Consider the following 18,683-nt stretch of genomic DNA (forward strand, 5'->3'; position numbering starts at 1 on the left):
GCGCTGTCAGCCCAGGTCGGGCGCGTGCATCGCCCGTACGCCCTCGATGTTCCCGTCCAGATAGTGGCGCAACGACAGTGGCACGAGATGGACGGAGGCGATGCCGACCCGGGTGAAGGGGATGCGGACGATCTCGTACTCGCCGCAGGGCTCGTCGACTTCGGGGCCGTGTCGCAGGGCGGGGTCCATGGTCTCCAGACGGCACACGAAGAAGTGCTGCACCTTCACGCCCGTAGCGCCGCCGTCCGCGCCGATGTGTTCGACGGTGTCCACGAAGCAGGGCACCACGTCGGTGATCTTGGCCCCCAGCTCTTCGTGCACTTCACGGTGCAGGGCGTCGACGACGGTCGTGTCGTCCGGTTCGACGCCGCCACCCGGAGTGAGCCAGTAGGGATCGACACTCGGCTTGGTCCGCTTGATGAGGATCAGGTCGTCGCCATCGAGCAGGATGGCGCGTGCGGTGCGCTTGACCACGGGTCGGACGGTCATGGGAGGAATGTGGCCCGGCTGGTTCCACGTGAAACATGTCGGCCCTCCACGAAGTGTTCTCGTTGAAGCAAAGACGGTGGATCGCGTGAGGCGAAATGCCTGTTTCACGTGAAACATCGCAGAGGTCCGGAGAGGTCCGCAGAGGGATCCCAGGCCCTGCGGAGGCTCACCCCCAGTCGGCCGCCGCGTGCTGGAGCCATTCGTGCGCCCGTGTGATGTGCGGCATCGCCAGGGTGCCGGTGCGGACCGCCAGGAAATACGTCCGCAGTGGGGGCACCGCCGGATCGAGCAGAGCGACCACCTCGCCGCGCTCCAGCGCGGGCGCGCACAGATACCGCGGCAGTACCGCGAGTCCCGCACCCGCGGCCGCGCAGGCGAGCACAGCGCGCAAGTCGGGCACGATGACGGTGCCGGAAGCGGCGGGGTGGGAGCCGAAGACGGAGGCCCAGTAGCGGACGACGAGTGGCAGTGACTCGTGGACCTCCACCAGGGGGAGGTCCTGCAGGACGGACGCCCCTTTGTGGCGCAGCTCCCAGGGTCCGACTTCGGCGGCCCAGCGCGGAGCGGCCACCAGGACATGTTCCTCGTCGCAGAGCGCAGTCGCTGTGAGCAGGGTGCCGCGCGGACGGGTCGTCGTGATGGCCAGATCATGATGCCCGGCGGACAGGCCCTCCAGGGTTTCCTCGGCATTGCCGAAGGAGACGCGAAGGGCGAAGCCCTGGCCGTCGTCCCCGGTCAGCTCGGTAAGCGCGGGCAGCGCGCGTTCCGCGGTGAACTCCGGTGGCCCGGCGAGGTGCAGCGTGCGCACGGAGGAGTCCTCGTCCAGCCCGGTCTCGGTGATTTCCACGAGCGCGTCGAGATGCGGTGCGGCCTTGTGCGCGAGCTCGTCGCCGATGGTCGTGGGGGTCACGCCACGGGCCTGACGCAGGAACAGAGGGCGCCCCAGCTGCCGCTCCAGGGTGCGGATCTGCGAGGTGACGGCAGGCTGCGAGAGGCCGAGCAGGGCGGCGGCGCGAGTGAAGGAGCCGGCCCGGTGGACGGTCACGAAGGTGCGCAGCAAGGCCAGGTCCATGACGCGCTCCCCCTCCTCTGCCCTTCTTTCGACCTCCCGGCCCCGTCCAACTATAAATAAGTCGATAGGACCCTGTCGCTACGGTGATTGGACACTGACACAGAGTCAACTAGCCTTGTTCGCGCGGTTCTTCGTGCGCGGAGCCGCGGCGGTCCGAGCCACGAGGGGGGAGGCTCGGACCGCCACCGGGCGTAGCGCAGTGCCTCTCGGCTCCTGCTCGACCGGTCAGTCCGTCGACTCCTCCAGCGCGCGCAGCACATCCGCGACCAGGTCTTCCGGGTCCTCGGCGCCGACCGAGAATCGAATGAAGCCCTCCGGTACCGCGTCCCCGCCCCACCGGCCGCGCCGTTCGGCCGTGGACCGGACCCCACCGAAGCTCGTGGCGTCGTCCACGAGCCGCAGCGCGTCGAGAAAACGGTCGGCACGCGCGCGCGTGGGCAGCACGAAGGAAACCACGCATCCATAGCGCCGCATCTGCCGCGAAGCGATCTTGTGTGAGGGATCCTCCGGCAGCCCCGGATAACGCAGCCCGGTCACCTCGGGCCGCCCGCGCAGAGACTCGGCGAGAGCCAGCGCGGTGGTGTCCTGCCGGTCGACACGCAAGGGGAGTGTGGCGATCGACCGATGCGCGAGCCAGGCCTCCATGGGCCCGGGAATCGCCCCGGCGATCTTGCGCCACCGACGTACGGCGGCCATCGCGGAGGCGTCCGTACCGGTGACGTAACCGAGCAGTACGTCGCCGTGCCCGGTGAGCTGCTTGGTGCCACTGGCCACGGAGAAGTCGGCGCCGAGCTCCAGCGGGCGCTGGCCGAGCGGTGTCGCCAGGGTGTTGTCGACGGCCACGAGACAGCCACGCGCGTGTGCCGCCTCGGCGAGCCGTCGTACGTCGCACACGTCGAGCCCGGGGTTCGACGGGGTTTCGATCCACAGCAGCCGCGCGCCGTCGAGAACGTCGAGCTGAGCGTTGCCACCGGTCGCAGCGGTGCGCACCTCGATGCCGTACGCCTCCAGTTGGGCCCGTACCAGAGGCAGCGCCTGGTAGCCGTCGTCGGGCAGGACGACGGAATCCCCGGTGCGCAACTGGGAGAAGAGCACCGACGAGACGGCTGCCATCCCGGAGGCGAAGACGAGCGTCTCGACGCCGTCCCGCTCCGGCGCCTCCAGCTCGCCGATGGCGCGCTCCAGCAGCGTCCAGGTCGGGTTCTCGTCGCGGCCGTAGGTGTACGGGCCGGTGGGGGCACCGGGCAGGTGGTAGTGGGCCGCGAACACCGGGCCGGGGAGGGCCGGCGCGTGCTTGACCGGGTCGGGCAGCCCCGCCCGTACCGCACGCGTGCCGTCGCCCATACCCGGGTTCGCGTGAACGCCCGAACTCCCGTTCGCAGCCGAATCAGTCATGCCGCTCGTCCTTCCACTTCCGTCTGTACAGCGGCGAGCAGGCCCACGCTCGCCGCCTCCACCATCTCAAGGCACTCCTGGAAGCCGTCCATACCCCCGTAGTACGGGTCCGGGACATCCAGATCCGCACCCGCGGCGGGATCGTACGAGCGCAGCAGACGGACCTTCTCCGCGTCCTGCGGAGTGGGCGCCAGACGGCGCAGGGCCTTCAGATGGCCCGCGTCGAGGGCGACGACGAGGTCGAGGTGGGCGAACCACGCGGCCCTGAACTGGCGGGCCGCGTGATCGCCGTCGTAACCGGCCGCCTCCAGCACGGAGACCGTGCGCGGGTCGGCGCCGTCGCCCTCGTGCCAGCCGCCCGTGCCCGCACTGTCGACCTCCACCAGGCCGGCCAGCCCGGCCTCCTCCACGCGCGCGTGGAAGACGGACTCCGCCATCGGGGAGCGGCAGATGTTGCCGGTGCAGACGAAACAGACGCGGTAGGGCATCGGACGTCCTCAGTCCTCGTCGGGAAGGACGATGTGCAGCGCCCAGGAGACGATCGAGATGATCAGGCCGCCCAGGACGGCCGTCCAGAAGCCCTCGACGTGGAAACTCAGGTCGAACTTGTCTGCCAGCCACGAGGTGAGCAGCAGCATCAGGGCGTTGACCACGAGGGTGATCAGGCCGAGCGTGAGGAGGAACAGCGGGAAGGTGAGCACCTTCACGAGTGGCTTGACCAGGAAGTTCACCAGACCGAACAGGAGGGCGACGACGATCAGCGTGCCGATCTTCTTGCCCGTGCTGTCACCGGTCAGGGTGATCTTGTCGAGTACCCACACGGCCACACCGAGGGCACCCGCGTTGGCGAGTGTCTTGACTACGAAATTCTTCATGTGTCTGATCGTGGCAGAAGAGATCGGTTACGAGCGTGGGCGAGGGCGATGAAGGCATTCCGGTTGGATGAACTGGAGGCGGAACGTGCCGCCAACGACGGTGCCTACCTGCAGTTCCTGCGCGAACGGAACATGTCGGTCGGCCTGTACGCACTGGACGCGGGCGAGCATGACCCGCAGCAGCCTCATCGTCAGGACGAGGTGTACTTCGTGGTGAGTGGGCGGGCCGCGATCACGGTCGGCATGGAGACGACCCAGGTGGCACGCGGCAGTGTCGTGTACGTGCCGGCCGGGGTGGCCCACAAGTTCCACCACATCAGCGAGGATCTGCGGGTCATGGTGGTCTTCTCTCCGCCTGAGAGCTGACCCGCCGCCTCAGGGTTCCCTAGGGGATCGATCAGGGGAGGACAAGGGATGCGAGGCCCCCGCCGGGCCTCCTGCCGGCCCTAGCATCGAAGGCGGAACATCGAATGTCCCGGCACGAGCGAAGGGCACAGGCCCCGGCGGATGCGACGGGCCGAAAAGTAAGGAAAAGGGCGATGCGAGAGATTTTCGCGGGAATGCCGTGGTGGGTGAAGTGGGTCGCGGTGCCGGTCATCGCCCTCGTCGTGTTCGGCGGGCTGATAGCGACCGTCGTCGGGTTCGTCATCGGCCTGCTCTTCAAGGCGCTGGTCTTCGTCGCCCTGGTCGGCGGACTCGTCTACGTCGTACGGAAGTTCATGTCGAGTTCGTCGTCGCGCAGCGACTGGTGAGAGCTGTGGGGCGAGGGGGGCACGGGAGCCGGTGGGCGGGACGGCGCGGGCGCCGGTAACAGAAATCACCGGTTCCCTCGGGCGGGGGAAGTTTCCCGTACGGGCCGTCTGCGCGCGGTGACAGGCGGTTAGAGTCCGGAATTCGACGCGGGGACAACCCCCGCGGACGGCGTACCCCCTCCTCCCGTGCCTTTCCGCACGGGCAGCCCCCCTCGCCCTCGAGAGTGACCCTCGCCATGGTCGACACCGCACCCGCGGAACCACAGGCTCCACCCGTACAGCGCCGGCCCGAACAGCGGACCGCGCCCTCCCCAAGGAATCGCGGCCGACCCACCGAGAGATCCGTATCAGCCCCCGCACCCACCCTTGTCACCGTGCCGCCCGGCGAATCGCATCCCACGGCGACTCTCATCGGCTCCGTACAGCGAGCGATGCGCCTGCTGGAATCCGTCGCCGCGCACGAGCACGGCGCACCGGCCAAACAACTGGCCCGCGAGACCGGTCTCGCCCTCCCGACCGCTTACCACCTGTTGCGGACGCTCGTCTTCGAGGGCTACCTGCGGCGCGAGAAAGGGCTGTTCTTCCTCGGTGAGGCGGCCGAGCGGCTTGGCAGCAACGGTGCGAGGCAGAAACGTCGCAGCACGGTGGTGGACGCACTCGCGCACTGGCGGGACACCATCGGAGTACCCGTGTACTACGCGGTGTACCGCGACGGCGAGATCGAGGTCATGTGCGTCTCCGACACCCCCGGCAACCCGGCGGTCGAGGAGTGGGCGGACTTCCGGGAGACCGGGCACGCACACGCCATCGGACAGTGCCTGCTCTCCCAGTTGGACGAGCAGTGCCGCCGGGATCATCTCGACCGTCACCCCGTACAGGCTGTCACCCCCTACACGGTGCGTGACAGCCACACACTGCTGCGCCGCCTCGACCGGATGCGGCGGATGGAACTGGTCGTGGAGCGGCAGGAGTACGCGCTGGGGACGGTCTGTGCGGCGGTTCCGATCACCATCGGCTCCACCGCTGCCACATTGGCCATTTCTCTCCCTTCCCACCAGGCCGATCGGCTGCTAGTCGCGGCGCAGCAGTTGCAGGCAGAAGTCGGAAGGCTGCTGGGGTCGCTCGCGATCTCTATCAGTATCTGAAAACTCACTCCTTGTGATTCATCGTGTACTTTCAGCAAGATTCGAGCAGTATCAGAGCGATGATTCCAGGCCAGTCCACGGCAAGTGACGGGGTTAGGCGATGCGCGAGTCGGTGCAGGCAGAAGTCATGATGAGCTTTCTTGTCTCGGAGGAGCTCTCCTTCCGCATTCCGGTGGAGCTGCGCTACGAGACCCGTGATCCGTATGCTGTCCGGCTGACCTTCCATCTGCCCGGCGACGCACCTGCGACCTGGGCCTTCGGGCGTGAGCTGCTGATCGACGGTGTGGGACGGCCCTGCGGGGACGGGGATGTGCGGATCTCGCCCGCCGACACAGATGTCCTGGGCGAGGTACTGATCCGGCTGCAGGTCGGCGGCGACCAGGCGTTGTTCCGCTCCGGTGCGGCGCCGCTGGTGGCCTTCCTCGACCGTACGGACAAGCTCGTGCCGCTGGGGCAGGAGCGTTCCCTCGCCGACTTCGACGCTCACCTCGACGAGGCGCTGGACCGCATTCTGGCGGAGGAACAGAGCGCGGGGTGAGCGGTATCGCGCCGGAGCTCCCGACAGTGCTGTAACGCTTCTCCTCGGCGTTGGAGAAGCGTTACAGCCGTACTTGGCGCGTAGCCCTGCTTCGCCGTAAGCACTGACGGAACCGGTGCCCAGCCTCCGTCAGTGCTTGCGCCGACGGCCCTTCCCGGCGCGGGCCGGGGCCGCCTGGGTCGCCGCCTCCGACCCTGGCCGGGCTGCCGCAGTCCCTGGTCCCGGTACAGCCTCTGCAGCCGGTGGTGCCGTACCCGGGCGGTCGGCCGACACCATCAGGGCCGCCAGGAGCGTGGTCACCGGCACGGACGCGACCAGGCCGATCGAACCCACCAGGGTCCGCAGGATCTCCTCCGCGACGAGTTCGCTGTTGGCGACGGCCCCGACGCTGCTCTGCGCGATCGAGAAGAGCAGCAACAGCGGCAACGCGGCGCCCGCGTAGGCGAGGACGAGAGTGTTGACGACGGACGCGATGTGGTCGCGGCCGATGCGGATGCCGGCCCGGTACAGCCCACGCCATCCCATCGTCGGATTGGCCTCGTGGAGTTCCCAGACCGCCGATGTCTGCGTCACAGTCACATCGTCCAGGACACCGAGCGAACCGATGATGACGCCCGCGAGCAGCAGGCCGCTCATGTCGATGGACGGATACAGGCCATGGATCAGGCCCGTGCTGTCGTCGGTGTTGCCGGTCAGTGCGGCCCAGCCGATGAACAGCGAGCCGAGGATGCCGATCAGCACCAACGAGATCAGGGTGCCGAGCACCGCCACAGACGTACGGGCCGAGAGGCCGTGACACATGTAGAGCGCGATCAGCATGATGGCGCTGGCCCCGACCACCGCCACGACCAGCGGATTCGAGCCCTGGAGGACCGCCGGCAGGATGAAGAAGGTCAGGATCATGAAGCTGACGGCCAGTGCGATCAGCGCCATCACCCCGCGCATGCGTCCGACGATCACGACGGCGAGTGCGAAGATGCCGGCCAGCAGGGCCATGGGGAACCGGCGGTTGACGTCGGCGACCGAGTACTGCAGGTCCTTCGGCGCCGAGGGCTCGTAGGCCACCACGACCTTCTCGTCCTGGTGCAACTGCCGTGACTGGTCCGGCTGGACGATCTCCGTGAACGTACGGCCCTTGTCGTCACCGGTATCGACCCGGATCGTCGCCCGCTTGCAGTCGCCGGTCGCCTGTTGCTGCGCCGAGGAGCCCTCGGCGGTGGACGTGTCGCCGGTCGGGGTCTCCCCCGAGGCGTTGACGGACTTGCAGTCCACCGCGACGACCTTGGTGACCGTGGCCTGCTGGGTCTGCCGGTCGAAGCCGACGCCGGTGCGTTCGTGCGCCGGGGCGCCCCCGGGCCACAGCACCGCGAGCCCGACCACGACCGCCACGGCGAAGGGGATCAGAATCGCGCCGATGATCTTCCGCAGGTGGACGGAGACGGGGGCTGCCGGGCCATGGCTGTGACTGTGGCCGTGCGAGTGACCGTTGTTGTCATCGGGTCCGTGAGCGTCACCGCTCCCGCTCCCGCCCCCGTGCCCACCACCCGGTCCGGGTCCGTGCCCAGCATCAGAACCGCCGCCGGGTCCACCGCTGTGACCGTCGCCGGGACCGTTCCCGTGCCCGGAGTGGCCATGGTCGGCGCCGTGTTGCGGGTTGAACCGGTGATCGTGACCACTGCCTGTTCCAGAGCCGGGACCTCGCCCTCCACCGGAAGTGGGAAGAGGGCCGAACTGGCCGGTCCCGGGCCCCTCGGCTTCGAAGCCCGGACCTTGGCCACCCGGAGCCGGTCGGCTGTCCTGACCTGCACCTGCACCTGCTCCGGGCCTGTAGCCGCGATCGAACCGTCGGCCGGGCCCGTATCCAGGAACGGCACCCGGTCCGGTCGCCCCACCGAGGCCGCCGGAGTCGCTGCCGGGCCGGGGCCCGCGCTCTCGGCCGGTGCCGCCGCTGTTTCCGCTGCCCGGCCCGGAACCGTGCCCGGTACCGCTTCCGCGCGGTGGCTCGGAGGACGGGTATGGGGGTCCTTGCGTCGTGGTCACCGCCCGATCATCGCAAGAACGGCAGGGGCCCTCTGTTCACCTCGCCCAAATTGACGCTAGCGTGGAGGCACCTTTGCACACGCGGGAGCTCGGAGCACCGGGCTGAGAGGGCGCTGACCTCCGTCTTAGCGATGTTTCACGTGGAACATGTGGAACGAGTGATGTTTCACATGAAACATCGGCAGACGGAATCCGCTGCGTCGACCGCTGAACCTGTTACCGGGTAATGCCGGCGTAGGGAGTAGGTCTCATGACCATCAAGGACACACGCACGCCTGCCTCCGACCAGGACGGACAGCCCAGCCAGGGCGACCAGTCCCAGGAGGCCGGGAAGTCCGTCGGCTGGCACAAGGGGTATGTCGGCGGCTCACGCCCCGACCTGCGGGTGCCGGTCCGTCAGGTGCACCTCACCAACGGGAAGTCGGTCACTCTGTACGACACATCGGGCCCGTACACCGATCCTCAGACCGACACCGATGTCCGCAGGGGGCTCGCGCCGCTGCGTGACAACTGGATCATCGCCCGAGGCGACACCGAGGAGTACGCGGGCCGCCCCATCCGTCCGGAGGACGACGGGATCAAGCACACCTCGCCGCGCGGCGGGCTCAGGAACCTCGACGCGGTGTTCCCGGGAAGGCCCAGGCAGCCGCGCCGGAGCCGGAACGGACAGGCGGTGACGCAACTCGCGTACGCCCGCCGCGGGGAGATCACGCCCGAGATGGAGTTCGTCGCCATCCGGGAGAATCTGGACCCCGAGGTGGTCCGCGAGGAGATCGCCGCCGGACGTGCGGTACTGCCCGCGAACGTCAACCACCCGGAGATCGAGCCGATGATCATCGGCAAGCGGTTCCTGGTGAAGGTCAACGCCAACATCGGCAACTCCGCGGTCACTTCCTCCATCGAGGAGGAGGTCGAGAAGATGACCTGGGCGACGCGCTGGGGCGCCGACACGGTCATGGACCTGTCCACCGGCCGCAATATCCACACCACCCGCGAATGGGTGCTGCGCAACTCCCCCGTTCCCATCGGCACGGTGCCGCTCTACCAGGCGTTGGAGAAGGTGGACGGCAGGGCCGAGGAACTGACCTGGGAGATCTACAAGGACACGGTCCTCGAACAGGCCGAGCAGGGCGTGGACTACATGACGGTGCACGCGGGTGTCCGTCTCGCGTACGTACCGCTCACCGCGAACCGCAAGACCGGCATCGTCTCGCGCGGTGGATCGATCATGGCGGCATGGTGCCTGGCGCACCACCAGGAGTCTTTCCTGTACGAGAACTTCGAAGAACTGTGCGAGATTCTCGCCGCCTACGACGTCACCTACTCCCTGGGTGACGGTCTGCGGCCCGGATCGATCGCGGACGCCAATGACCAGGCGCAGTTCGCGGAGTTGAGGACGCTCGGGGAACTCAACAAGATCGCGAAGCGTTTCCATGTACAGACGATGATCGAAGGCCCGGGACACGTCCCGATGCACAAGATCAAGGAGAACATCGACCTGCAGCAGGAGATCTGTGATGAAGCTCCGTTCTATACGCTCGGCCCGCTGACGACGGACGTCGCGCCCGCGTACGACCACATCACTTCCGGCATCGGTGCCGCGATGATCGCCTGGTGGGGCACGGCCATGCTCTGCTACGTCACACCCAAGGAGCACTTGGGTCTGCCCAACCGCGACGACGTCAAGACCGGCGTCATCACCTACAAGATCGCCGCCCACGCAGCCGACCTCGCCAAGGGGCACCCAGGTGCGCAGGAATGGGATGACGCGCTCTCCGACGCCCGCTTCGAGTTCCGGTGGGAGGACCAGTTCAACCTGGCCCTCGACCCGGACACGGCGCGGGAGTTCCACGACGAGACCCTGCCGGCCGAACCTGCCAAGACGGCCCACTTCTGCTCGATGTGCGGGCCGAAGTTCTGCTCGATGAAGATCAGCCAGAGCATCACGGAGCGGTTCGGCGGTACGGCGGCTGCGGGGGCGACGGCCGAGGAGGTCGCCGAGGGGATGCTCCAGAAGTCGAAGGAGTTCGCGGCGAGTGGGAACAGGGTGTATCTGCCGCTGGCGGACTGAGTGACGAAGGCCAGCGGCACGAGGGAGTACTCGTGAGGCTTCAGCGAGAGCTCCTCCTCGTTCTCCACCGGTGGCCCCGGCCCCGTACACCTGGCCCTGGTCCATGTGCACGGCCGTACGCCTGTGGAGCGTGCGGAGGCCCAGGTGGTCAGGCGGCTTCGGTAGCCGCCTGCTCCGCCTGAGTCCTGGGTCCGGCAGCCGGACCGGCCGGTCACTCCGGCGGGTGGTCCGGGCCTCCGAAGTCCGGGCTGCTGAAGTCCGGGCTCGAGAAGCTGGGGCGGTGGCCCGTCGTCGAGCCGTCATCGGGGCTGCTGAAGCCGGGTCGGTTGTAGCCGAGTCGGGGCATACGGCCGGTGGTGGGTTCCGGGGCCGGTTTGCGGTTCATGGCCGCCGTACCGGGATCGGCGAGGGCGTCGCGGAGGAACGGCATGATGCCGCGCTCCAGCAGGGCCTCGCGCCAGGCTTCCCTGGCCTGCGCGACCTCCCCGGTCAGTTCGCCGTACGCCCCGGCCTCCTCCGCCTCCGGGCTGTTGCGCAGGGCAGTGAGGAGCAGACCCACCGCGGCGACGAGTATGGCCACCGCGGTCACCGCACCGAACACCCATCCGGTGGTGAGCATGGTCCGGGCGAACGTCGGCTCGGGGTCGAGCATCTTGAGGACGTAGCCCACGAGCAGGAAGATCGCCGCGGCCGTGCCCGCGAGGACGGGAGCCAGGACCGCGACGACGGCGACGGCGCCCGCCCCGGCGGTCTCGGCGGCGACCTCGCCCATGCCTGCGAGCCCCAACGCGCCTGTGCCCGGTTCGGTGGTGCCGGATTCGTGGAGGGACGACGGGGTGGACGGCGCCGGGTGGCGCAGTTCGTCGCGGACCTTCACGTAGTGCTGGTATTCGGCCGCCGCGGCGACCGTGATGAGCGCGGTGGCGTTGAGTGCCATGGTGCGCAGTTGTTCGGGGTTCAGACGCTGACCGACGGCGGCCAGTTCCGGGCGTTGTGGGGCGGAGCGCAGCGCCTCATCGAGGATCCGCTCGTATTCCTGGCGGTCCTCGTTCAGCAGGTGCTGCGGAACGCTGTTCATGTGCATCCCCCGATGCTCCGTAGGGCTTGGGGCTCGGCATGCTGACGAGCCGTCGGGCAGAAACGGAGGGGAGCCTGCTACGGATAAGCCGATGGTAGAGCGGCGACGGCGCGTGGTGACAGGGGGTTTGAAGAAATTGCCGTGCGACTGTCCCCCGTCCGACGCGGTTCGTAGTCGGAGGACGCCTGCCCGGGAAACGCGCGGATATCCGTCAGAGGTCCAGTGGAAGTTCCTGGACCAGCAGTTTTCCGGCCATGGTCACGCCGCCGTCCATCGCGATGGCCAGCCCGTCGGCGTAGACATGGGGATGTTCGATGTTCGGACCGGAGTTGTTCTCGCCGTCGTCCTCGGTGCCCATGTCGCCCACCAGATACGGGATGGGGCTGTGCCCGTGAACGATGCGGGTGCCGCCGTACGTATCGAGGAGGGAGCGTACGGCCTCGGCACCGCCTTCGTCGCGGAAGGAGAAGCGCTTGGTGAACTTGCGGAACAGATCCCACACCTCGTCCGCGTCGTTGCGCGTGATCGTCTCGCGGACGGTGTCGTTGACCGCCTCGATCGAGTCGCCGTAGTCGAGGTAGGCGGTGGTGTCCGAGTGCACGAGCAGGTGGCCGTCGACCTCCTCGATCGCGTCGAGGCGGGCCATCCACTGGAGGTGGTGGTCCTGGAGCCGGTCCATGTCGGTCTTCTGGCCGCCGTTCAGCAACCAGGCCGCCTGGAAGGTGGCCGTGCCCGCGCCCGAGTTGACGGGGGTGTCACCGAACCGCTTGGCGCCCAGCAGCAGCAGCTCGTGGTTGCCCATGAGGGCCTTGCAGTAGCCGCCGGCCGCGGCTGCCTCGGCGGACAGCCGCATGACCAGGTCGATGACGCCGATGCCGTCCGGACCGCGGTCGGTGAAGTCACCGAGGAACCAGAGCCGGGCGGTGCCCGCGGACCAGTCGCCCGCGCTGTCGATCAGGCCCTGTTCCTGAAGGGCGCCCACCAGTTCGTCGAGGTAGCCGTGAACGTCGCCGACGACGAAGAGAGGTCCCGGGCCGTCGGCGGCCAGGGCCGCCGGATCGACGGTCACCTGAAGGGTGTCGCCGCGGTTGATGACGGGCAGGTCCCGTTGCGTCGGCGTGTACCCGTCGGGGTATTCCTCCAGGTCGGACGGGGTCTGCGCGCCCTCGGCGGGCTCCTGGACCTCGGTGTCGGCCGCCCCGGCGGTGACGTCCCCGGGGGCCGTGCCGTCGGTGTGCGGACCGGCCTCATGGACGTAAGCGGGCACCCGGAAGTCGCGCAACGTCGCCGTCCGCGTCACCTCGGGTACCTGACCGGTCCCCTGAGTCATCGACCCCTCCACCATTGCGCCGCATCTGCACCGCATCGGACTGCCTGGTCGCAGCGGCCCGCGGTGTCGTGGGCCCATCATAGGAATGCGGATCGCGCCATGTGATGACCCAGGGGTGGTGAATCGGCGAAGGAGCCCAGTTCACCGCGGCTTTCGCCCCGATTCGGAGGGGCTTTCCCGTCTGGTCCCGCCCCGGACTCGTCTGCTTCGTACCTTGCTTCGAACCTCGGACACCGACGCTTCGTACGATCATGACACCGGCGCCCGTGAACTTATCGGACGCCGGTGTCCCGCGTTCCTGAACGGGGCCGGGTTCCCGCTTCCCCTACGGGGCCGACCCCTCGTACGGCCCCGCTCTGCGGGAACCGGCCCCGCACAAGCCCACTTCGTCCTCCCTCACCACCGCCCCCGGATCACCCTTCCTCGGGCGACCGCGGATGACTGACCGTCGTGCGCGGCGGACGTCGCTGCGAGGACGTCCGCACGATCAGCTCGGTCGGTATCACCTGCTCGAACGGCATGTCCGAGTCGAGGTTCTCGATGGCGTCGATCAGGAGCTGGACCACCGCCGTGCCGATGCGGCGCGGCTTCAGGGAGAGGGTGGTGATCGGCGGCTCCGTGGTGGCGTACACCGTGGACTCGCTGCAGCAGACCAGCAGGAGGTCCTCCGGGACGCGCAGGCCGTAGCGGCGGGCCGCGGCCAGCAGGTCGGTGCCGTTCGGGTCGAAGAGGCCGTAGACGGCGTCCGGGCGGTCCGGGCGGGCCAGCAGCCGGTCGGCGGCCACGGCGCCCGCGCACGGGTCGTGGGCCGGGTAGGACTCGTACACCGGGTCCTGGCCGACCCGCTCGCACCAGTTCAGGTACGCCGTGGTCGAGAGACGGGTGTAGGTGTCGGTGGTCGTCCCCGTCAGCAGGCCGATGCGGCGGGCGCCGGCGGCGGCAAGATGGTCGAGGATGCCCAGGACCGCCGCCTCGTGGTCGTTGTCGACCCATGCGGTGACCGGGAGCGAGCCGGCCGGGCGGCCGTCGGAGACGACGGGCAGCCCCTGCCGGACGAGTTCGGTGACCATCGGGTCCTGGTCGGACGGGTCGATGACGACCGTGCCGTCCAGGGCGACGTTCGACCACACGTCGTGGCGGGAGGTCGCGGGGAGGATGACCAGGGCGTAGCCCCGGGCGAGCGCGGCCGAGGTGGCGGCTCTCGCCATCTCCGCGAAGTACGCGAACTCGGTGAAGGTGAAAGGTTCATCCCCGTATGTCGTCACGGTCAGACCGATCAGCCCGGACTTGCCGGTACGGAGGGTTCGGGCCGCGGCCGACGGGCGGTAGCCCAGCCGGTCCGCGACCTCACGGACATGGCGTCGGGTGACGTCCGGGAGCCTGCCTTTTCCGTTGAGGGCGTCGGAGACGGTCGTGATCGAGACGCCGGCGGCGGCGGCCACGTCTCTGATGCCTGCCCGGCCCGGCCGGCTGGCTCGTCGGGTTGTCTCCGCTCGGCTCACCTGGTGCTTCCCTGCTGCTGTCATGGCGAGCCGATAGTAGGGCTCATGCGGTGGGGTAGTGCGGACGCATATGCAGTCGTTGACAGGCACGTTTCTGCATGGTCAAAAGTTATCAACTGCCTTAGAAAAGAAGCCAGTTGAACGATATTACTGCCCTACCTGACTTGTCGGCGCGCATAGGCCTGCCAAGTGACCGATGTTTCGAAGAGGTCTCAACTCACCTCTACGGGGGATGCGCGCCACGGCGTGAGCCACCGGCGCGTGCCGAGAAGCGCAATGCGCCCCCCGATTCGTACAATTTTGTACGGTGATACCCCTGATACCACTGATGCCCGTGGGGCGGGTGAGGTTGGGGCGCGGAGGGCTTCGGAGACTCTCGGCTGCGACCGACCCGTACGCGGCGGCGCCGAATCCTCATAAGGTGTGAAGCATTGGTACCCGGTAACCGGCAGCGGGTGGCCGTGCTGAGCCGGTGGTGGTCACGAGGAGGACTGCGGTGAGCGAGACGAGCCCCAGGCTGCGCGCCGAGCTGGAGGGGATCCCCACCTACAAGCCGGGCAGGCCGGCCGCGTCCGGCGGTCCGGTGGCCTACAAGCTGTCCTCGAACGAGAACCCGTACCCGCCGCTGCCAGGCGTGCTGGAGACCGTGACGGCAGCCGCGGGGGCCTTCAACCGCTACCCGGACATGGCCTGCACGGAGCTCATGAGCGAGCTGGCAGAACGTTTCGCCGTGCCGGTCTCCCATGTGGCCACCGGCACCGGCTCGGTCGGCGTCGCACAGCAGCTGATCCAGTCCACCAGCGGGCCCGGCGACGAGGTGATCTACGCCTGGCGGTCCTTCGAGGCCTATCCGATCATCACGCAGATCAGCGGCGCCACGTCGGTCAAGGTCCCGCTGACGCCCGGGGACGTGCACGACCTGGACGCGATGGCGGACGCGATCACCGACCGGACCCGGCTGATCTTCGTCTGCAACCCCAACAACCCGACGGGGACCGTCGTACGGCGGGCCGAGCTGGAGCGGTTCCTGGACCGGGTGCCCGGTGATGTGCTGGTGGTGCTCGACGAGGCGTACAAGGAGTTCGTGCGCGATCTTGAGGTGCCGGACGGGGTCACGCTCTACCGCGACCGGCCGAACGTCTGTGTGCTGCGGACCTTCTCCAAGGCGTACGGCCTCGCCGGGCTCCGGATCGGGTTCGCGATCGCCCACGAGCCGGTGGCGGCGGCGCTGCGCAAGACGGCGGTGCCGTTCGGGGTGAGCCAGCTCGCCCAGGACGCGGCGGTGGCCTCGCTCCGGGCCGAGGACGCGCTGCTCGGCCGGGTCGGTTCGCTGGTGTCCGAGCGCACACGGGTGGTCGACGGTCTGCGCGGCCAGGGCTGGACGGTGCCCGAGACCCAGGCGAACTTCGTGTGGCTGCGGCTGGGGGAGCGCACGGTGGACTTCGCGGCGGTGTGCGAGCGGGCCGGAGTGGTCGTCCGGCCGTTCCCGGGCGAGGGGGTCCGGGTGACGGTCGGGGAGACCGAGGCGAACGACGTCTTTCTGAAGGCGGCGGAGATGTTCCGTAAGGAGCTCTAGTCCGAGGTCCCGAGCGTCGGTACCAGACCCGCTCACGGACCGTCCGGACCCCGCCTGACCGGCCCTTTTCCGTCAAGGGCCGGTCAGGCCTCGTTTAGGGACCCCCCGCCCCTCCAAGTTCGAACGGGTATGCGCCATAATTGCTTGTGAATGTGAACGCGTTCACAAGCGCGTCCTGTTTGTCCCTCTCGTGCCAGTTGGCAACCGGGACGGACTGCCGCAATGATCACGGCTCGTAAGGAGGAGATGTGGACGTCGCTTTGGCGCCCGAGACTCTGGCCCGATGGCAGTTCGGCATCACCACCGTCTACCACTTCCTGTTCGTCCCGCTGACGATCTCCCTCGCCGCGCTCACCGCCGGCCTGCAGACCGCCTGGGTGCGCACGGAGAAGGAGAAGTACCTCAAGGCCACCAAGTTCTGGGGCAAGCTCTTCCTGATCAACATCGCGATGGGTGTCGTCACCGGCATCGTGCAGGAGTTCCAGTTCGGCATGAACTGGTCCGACTACTCGCGCTTCGTCGGCGATGTCTTCGGTGCCCCGCTCGCCTTCGAGGCGCTGATCGCCTTCTTCTTCGAGTCCACCTTCATCGGGTTGTGGATCTTCGGCTGGGACAAGCTGCCGAAGAGGATCCACCTGGCCTGCATCTGGATGGTCTCGATCGGCACGATCCTGTCGGCGTACTTCATCCTCGCGGCCAACTCCTGGATGCAGCATCCCGTCGGCTACCGGATCAACGAACAGAAGGGGCGCGCCGAGCTCACCGACTTCTGGCTGGTCCTCACCCAGAACACCGCGCTGACCCAGGTCTTCCACACCCTCACCGCGGCCTTCCTCGCGGGTGGCGCCTTCATGGTCGGCATCGCCGCCTTCCATCTGATGCGCAAGAAGCACATCGAGGTGATGAAGACCTCGCTGCGGCTCGGCCTGGTCACCGTCGTCATCGGCGGTCTGCTCACCGCGGTCAGCGGTGACCTCCTCGGCAAGGTCATGTTCAAGCAGCAGCCGATGAAGATGGCCGCCGCCGAGGCCCTCTGGGACGGCGAGGCTCCTGCGCCCTTCTCCGTCTTCGCCTACGGCGACGTCGAGGCCGGCCACAACAAGGTCGCCATCGAGATCCCCGGCCTGCTGTCCTTCCTCGCCAACGACGACTTCAGCTCGTACGTCCCGGGCATCAACGACGTCAACAAGGCCGAGCAGGAGAAGTTCGGGCCCGGCGACTACCGGCCCAACATCCCGGTCGCCTACTGGGGCTTCCGCTGGATGATCGGCTTCGGCATGACGTCCTTCGCGATCGGGCTCGCCGGACTCTGGCTGACCCGCAAGAAGTTCATGCTGCCGCAGCATCTGCGGGTCGGCGACGACGAGGTACCGCACCTCTCGCTGCTGCCCGGGAAGGCGCTCGGCCCGACGCTCACCAAGTGGTACTGGCGCATCGCCGTCCTCACCCTGGGCTTCCCGCTGATCGCCAGCTCCTGGGGCTGGATCTTCACCGAGATGGGCCGCCAGCCGTGGGTCGTGTACGGCATCTTCCAGACCCGGGACGCGGTCTCTCCCGGGGTCTCGCAGGGCGAGATCCTCACCTCGATGATCGTCTTCACCTCGCTCTACGCGATCCTCGCCGTCATCGAGGTCAAGCTCCTCGTGAAGTACGTCAAGGCCGGACCGCCCGAACTGACCGAGGCCGACCTCAACCCGCCCACGAAGATCGGCGGCGACCCACAGGACGCCGACAAGCCGATGGCCTTCTCCTACTAGGCCCAGGGAGCTGGAATCGCCATGCAACTTCACGACGTCTGGTTCGTCCTCATCGCCGTCCTGTGGACCGGCTACTTCTTCCTGGAGGGCTTCGACTTCGGGGTCGGCGTCCTCACCAAGCTGCTCGCCCGCGACCGTGCGGAGAAGCGGGTCCTCATCAACACCATCGGGCCCGTCTGGGACGGCAACGAGGTGTGGCTCCTCTCGGCGGGCGGCGCGACCTTCGCCGCCTTCCCCGAGTGGTACGCCACCCTCTTCTCCGGCTTCTATCTGCCGCTGCTGCTCATCCTGGTGTGCCTGATCGTGCGGGGCGTCGCCTTCGAGTACCGGGTGAAGCGGCCCGAGGAGAACTGGCAGCGCAACTGGGAGACCGCGATCTTCTGGACCTCGCTGCTGCCCGCGTTCCTCTGGGGCGTGGCCTTCGCCAACATCGTGCGCGGGGTGAAGATCGACGCGGACTTCGAGTACGTCGGGAATCTCGCCGATCTGCTCAACCCGTACGCCCTGCTCGGCGGCCTGGTCACCCTGTCGCTGTTCACCTTCCACGGCACGGTGTTCGTCGGCCTCAAGACCGTCGGGGACATCCGGGAACGGGCGCGGAAGCTGGCGGTCCGCGTCGGACTCCTGGCCGCCGTCGTCGCGCTCGCGTTCCTGGGCTGGACCCAGGCCGACAACGGTGACGCCGGCTCCCTGGCAGCGGCGGTCGTGGCCGTGCTCGCCCTGGTCGCCGCGCTGGGGGCGGCGCGGAAGGGGCGTGAGGGCTGGGCGTTCGCGTTCTCCGGGGTCACCATCGTGGCCGCCGTCGCGATGCTGTTCCTGACGCTCTTCCCGAACGTCATGCCGTCCTCGCTCAACGCGGACTGGAACCTCACGGTCACCAACGCCTCGTCGAGCCCGTACACGTTGAAGATCATGACGTGGTGTGCGGGGATCGCCACCCCCATGGTCCTGCTCTACCAGGGCTGGACGTACTGGGTGTTCCGCAAGCGGATCGGCACGCAGCACCTCGCCGAGGCCACGCACTGAGTCGTCCTTGTCCGCGTCATCGCTGTCTGCGTCATCT

16 protein-coding genes, 1 pseudogene and 1 riboswitch are annotated in these 18,683 nt (G+C 68.2%); of the genes and pseudogenes, 8 read left to right on the plus strand and 9 right to left on the minus strand.

The features are described 5' to 3' along the window. Positions 1-6: 6 nt before the first annotated feature. The 5 genes from G3I71_RS18540 to G3I71_RS18560 form a co-directional block, all read right to left on the minus strand. On the minus strand, positions 7-489 hold the full coding sequence (locus G3I71_RS18540; protein WP_164315909.1) for an NUDIX domain-containing protein: 483 nt from the start codon (positions 487-489) through the stop codon (positions 7-9). A gap of 166 nt (positions 490-655) precedes the next feature. Next, positions 656-1,561 carry a LysR family transcriptional regulator gene (locus G3I71_RS18545; protein WP_164315910.1) on the minus strand — a complete coding sequence of 302 codons (906 nt, stop codon included), beginning with the start codon at positions 1,559-1,561 and terminating at the stop codon, positions 656-658. Positions 1,562-1,786: 225 nt separating this feature from the next. Continuing rightward, complete coding sequence (locus G3I71_RS18550) at positions 1,787-2,956, minus strand: cystathionine gamma-lyase (RefSeq protein ID WP_164315911.1); 1,170 nt, start codon at positions 2,954-2,956, stop codon at positions 1,787-1,789. Next, positions 2,953-3,444 carry a low molecular weight protein-tyrosine-phosphatase gene (locus G3I71_RS18555; RefSeq protein ID WP_164315912.1) on the minus strand — a complete coding sequence of 164 codons (492 nt, stop codon included), beginning with the start codon at positions 3,442-3,444 and terminating at the stop codon, positions 2,953-2,955. Before G3I71_RS18555 ends, G3I71_RS18550 begins: the two co-directional genes overlap by 4 nt. Positions 3,445-3,453: 9 nt before the next feature. After that, positions 3,454-3,831, minus strand: coding sequence for a phage holin family protein (locus G3I71_RS18560; RefSeq protein WP_164315913.1), 378 nt, complete (start codon positions 3,829-3,831; stop codon positions 3,454-3,456). 48 nt (positions 3,832-3,879) lie between these two features. On the opposite strand from G3I71_RS18560, the gene G3I71_RS18565 reads away from it, so the two are divergent. The 4 genes from G3I71_RS18565 (at position 3,880) to G3I71_RS18580 (ending at position 6,266) form a co-directional block, all read left to right on the plus strand. Next, positions 3,880-4,197: a cupin domain-containing protein gene (locus tag G3I71_RS18565; protein WP_164315914.1), complete on the plus strand. Its 318-nt coding sequence runs from the start codon at positions 3,880-3,882 to the stop codon at positions 4,195-4,197. Between the two features lie 173 nt (positions 4,198-4,370). Then, positions 4,371-4,583 carry a DUF5326 family protein gene (locus G3I71_RS18570; RefSeq protein WP_164315915.1) on the plus strand — a complete coding sequence of 71 codons (213 nt, stop codon included), beginning with the start codon at positions 4,371-4,373 and terminating at the stop codon, positions 4,581-4,583. Between the two features lie 236 nt (positions 4,584-4,819). Beyond that, the gene (locus tag G3I71_RS18575) at positions 4,820-5,728 is read left to right on the plus strand and encodes an IclR family transcriptional regulator (RefSeq protein ID WP_275409225.1); all 909 of its coding nucleotides are present in this window, start codon (positions 4,820-4,822) and stop codon (positions 5,726-5,728) included. Positions 5,729-5,828: 100 nt separating this feature from the next. Beyond that, positions 5,829-6,266 carry an SsgA family sporulation/cell division regulator gene (locus tag G3I71_RS18580; protein ID WP_164315916.1) on the plus strand — a complete coding sequence of 146 codons (438 nt, stop codon included), beginning with the start codon at positions 5,829-5,831 and terminating at the stop codon, positions 6,264-6,266. Between the two features lie 129 nt (positions 6,267-6,395). On the opposite strand, the pseudogene G3I71_RS18585 reads toward G3I71_RS18580, so the two are convergent. Beyond that, a pseudogene (locus G3I71_RS18585) lies at positions 6,396-7,886 on the minus strand (YibE/F family protein); the annotation flags it as partial. Between the two features lie 491 nt (positions 7,887-8,377). Next, positions 8,378-8,564, plus strand: a riboswitch (TPP riboswitch). On the opposite strand from G3I71_RS18585, the gene thiC reads away from it, so the two are divergent. Then, entirely contained in the window at positions 8,557-10,377 is a 1,821-nt protein-coding gene (gene thiC, locus G3I71_RS18590) for a phosphomethylpyrimidine synthase ThiC (RefSeq protein WP_164315917.1), read from the plus strand. (Overlaps the previous riboswitch by 8 nt.) Positions 10,378-10,588: 211 nt before the next feature. On the opposite strand, the gene G3I71_RS18595 is transcribed toward thiC, so the two are convergent. The 3 genes from G3I71_RS18595 to G3I71_RS18605 all read right to left on the minus strand — a co-directional run bounded on the left by G3I71_RS18595 (position 10,589) and on the right by G3I71_RS18605 (position 14,311). Next, positions 10,589-11,461 carry a hypothetical protein gene (locus tag G3I71_RS18595; RefSeq protein ID WP_164315918.1) on the minus strand — a complete coding sequence of 291 codons (873 nt, stop codon included), beginning with the start codon at positions 11,459-11,461 and terminating at the stop codon, positions 10,589-10,591. Positions 11,462-11,666: 205 nt separating this feature from the next. After that, a complete protein-coding gene (locus G3I71_RS18600) occupies positions 11,667-12,785 on the minus strand; it encodes a metallophosphoesterase (protein WP_164315919.1) in 1,119 nt (372 codons plus the stop codon). Between the two features lie 413 nt (positions 12,786-13,198). Then, positions 13,199-14,311, minus strand: a complete 1,113-nt coding sequence (locus G3I71_RS18605; RefSeq protein WP_164315920.1) for a LacI family DNA-binding transcriptional regulator — start codon at positions 14,309-14,311, stop codon at positions 13,199-13,201. A 472-nt stretch (positions 14,312-14,783) separates the two neighbouring features. On the opposite strand from G3I71_RS18605, the gene hisC reads away from it, so the two are divergent. The 3 genes from hisC (at position 14,784) to cydB (ending at position 18,646) form a co-directional block, all read left to right on the plus strand. Further along, complete coding sequence (hisC, locus tag G3I71_RS18610; RefSeq protein WP_164315921.1) at positions 14,784-15,863, plus strand: histidinol-phosphate transaminase; 1,080 nt, start codon at positions 14,784-14,786, stop codon at positions 15,861-15,863. A gap of 248 nt (positions 15,864-16,111) precedes the next feature. Further along, positions 16,112-17,620, plus strand: coding sequence for a cytochrome ubiquinol oxidase subunit I (locus G3I71_RS18615; RefSeq protein WP_164315922.1), 1,509 nt, complete (start codon positions 16,112-16,114; stop codon positions 17,618-17,620). 21 nt (positions 17,621-17,641) lie between these two features. After that, the gene (gene cydB / locus G3I71_RS18620) at positions 17,642-18,646 is read left to right on the plus strand and encodes a cytochrome d ubiquinol oxidase subunit II (protein ID WP_164315923.1); all 1,005 of its coding nucleotides are present in this window, start codon (positions 17,642-17,644) and stop codon (positions 18,644-18,646) included. Positions 18,647-18,683 lie beyond the last annotated feature (37 nt).

The sequence above is a fragment of the Streptomyces sp. SID12501 genome, from assembly GCF_010550245.1.
In the GTDB taxonomy this organism is placed as follows: domain Bacteria; phylum Actinomycetota; class Actinomycetes; order Streptomycetales; family Streptomycetaceae; genus Streptomyces.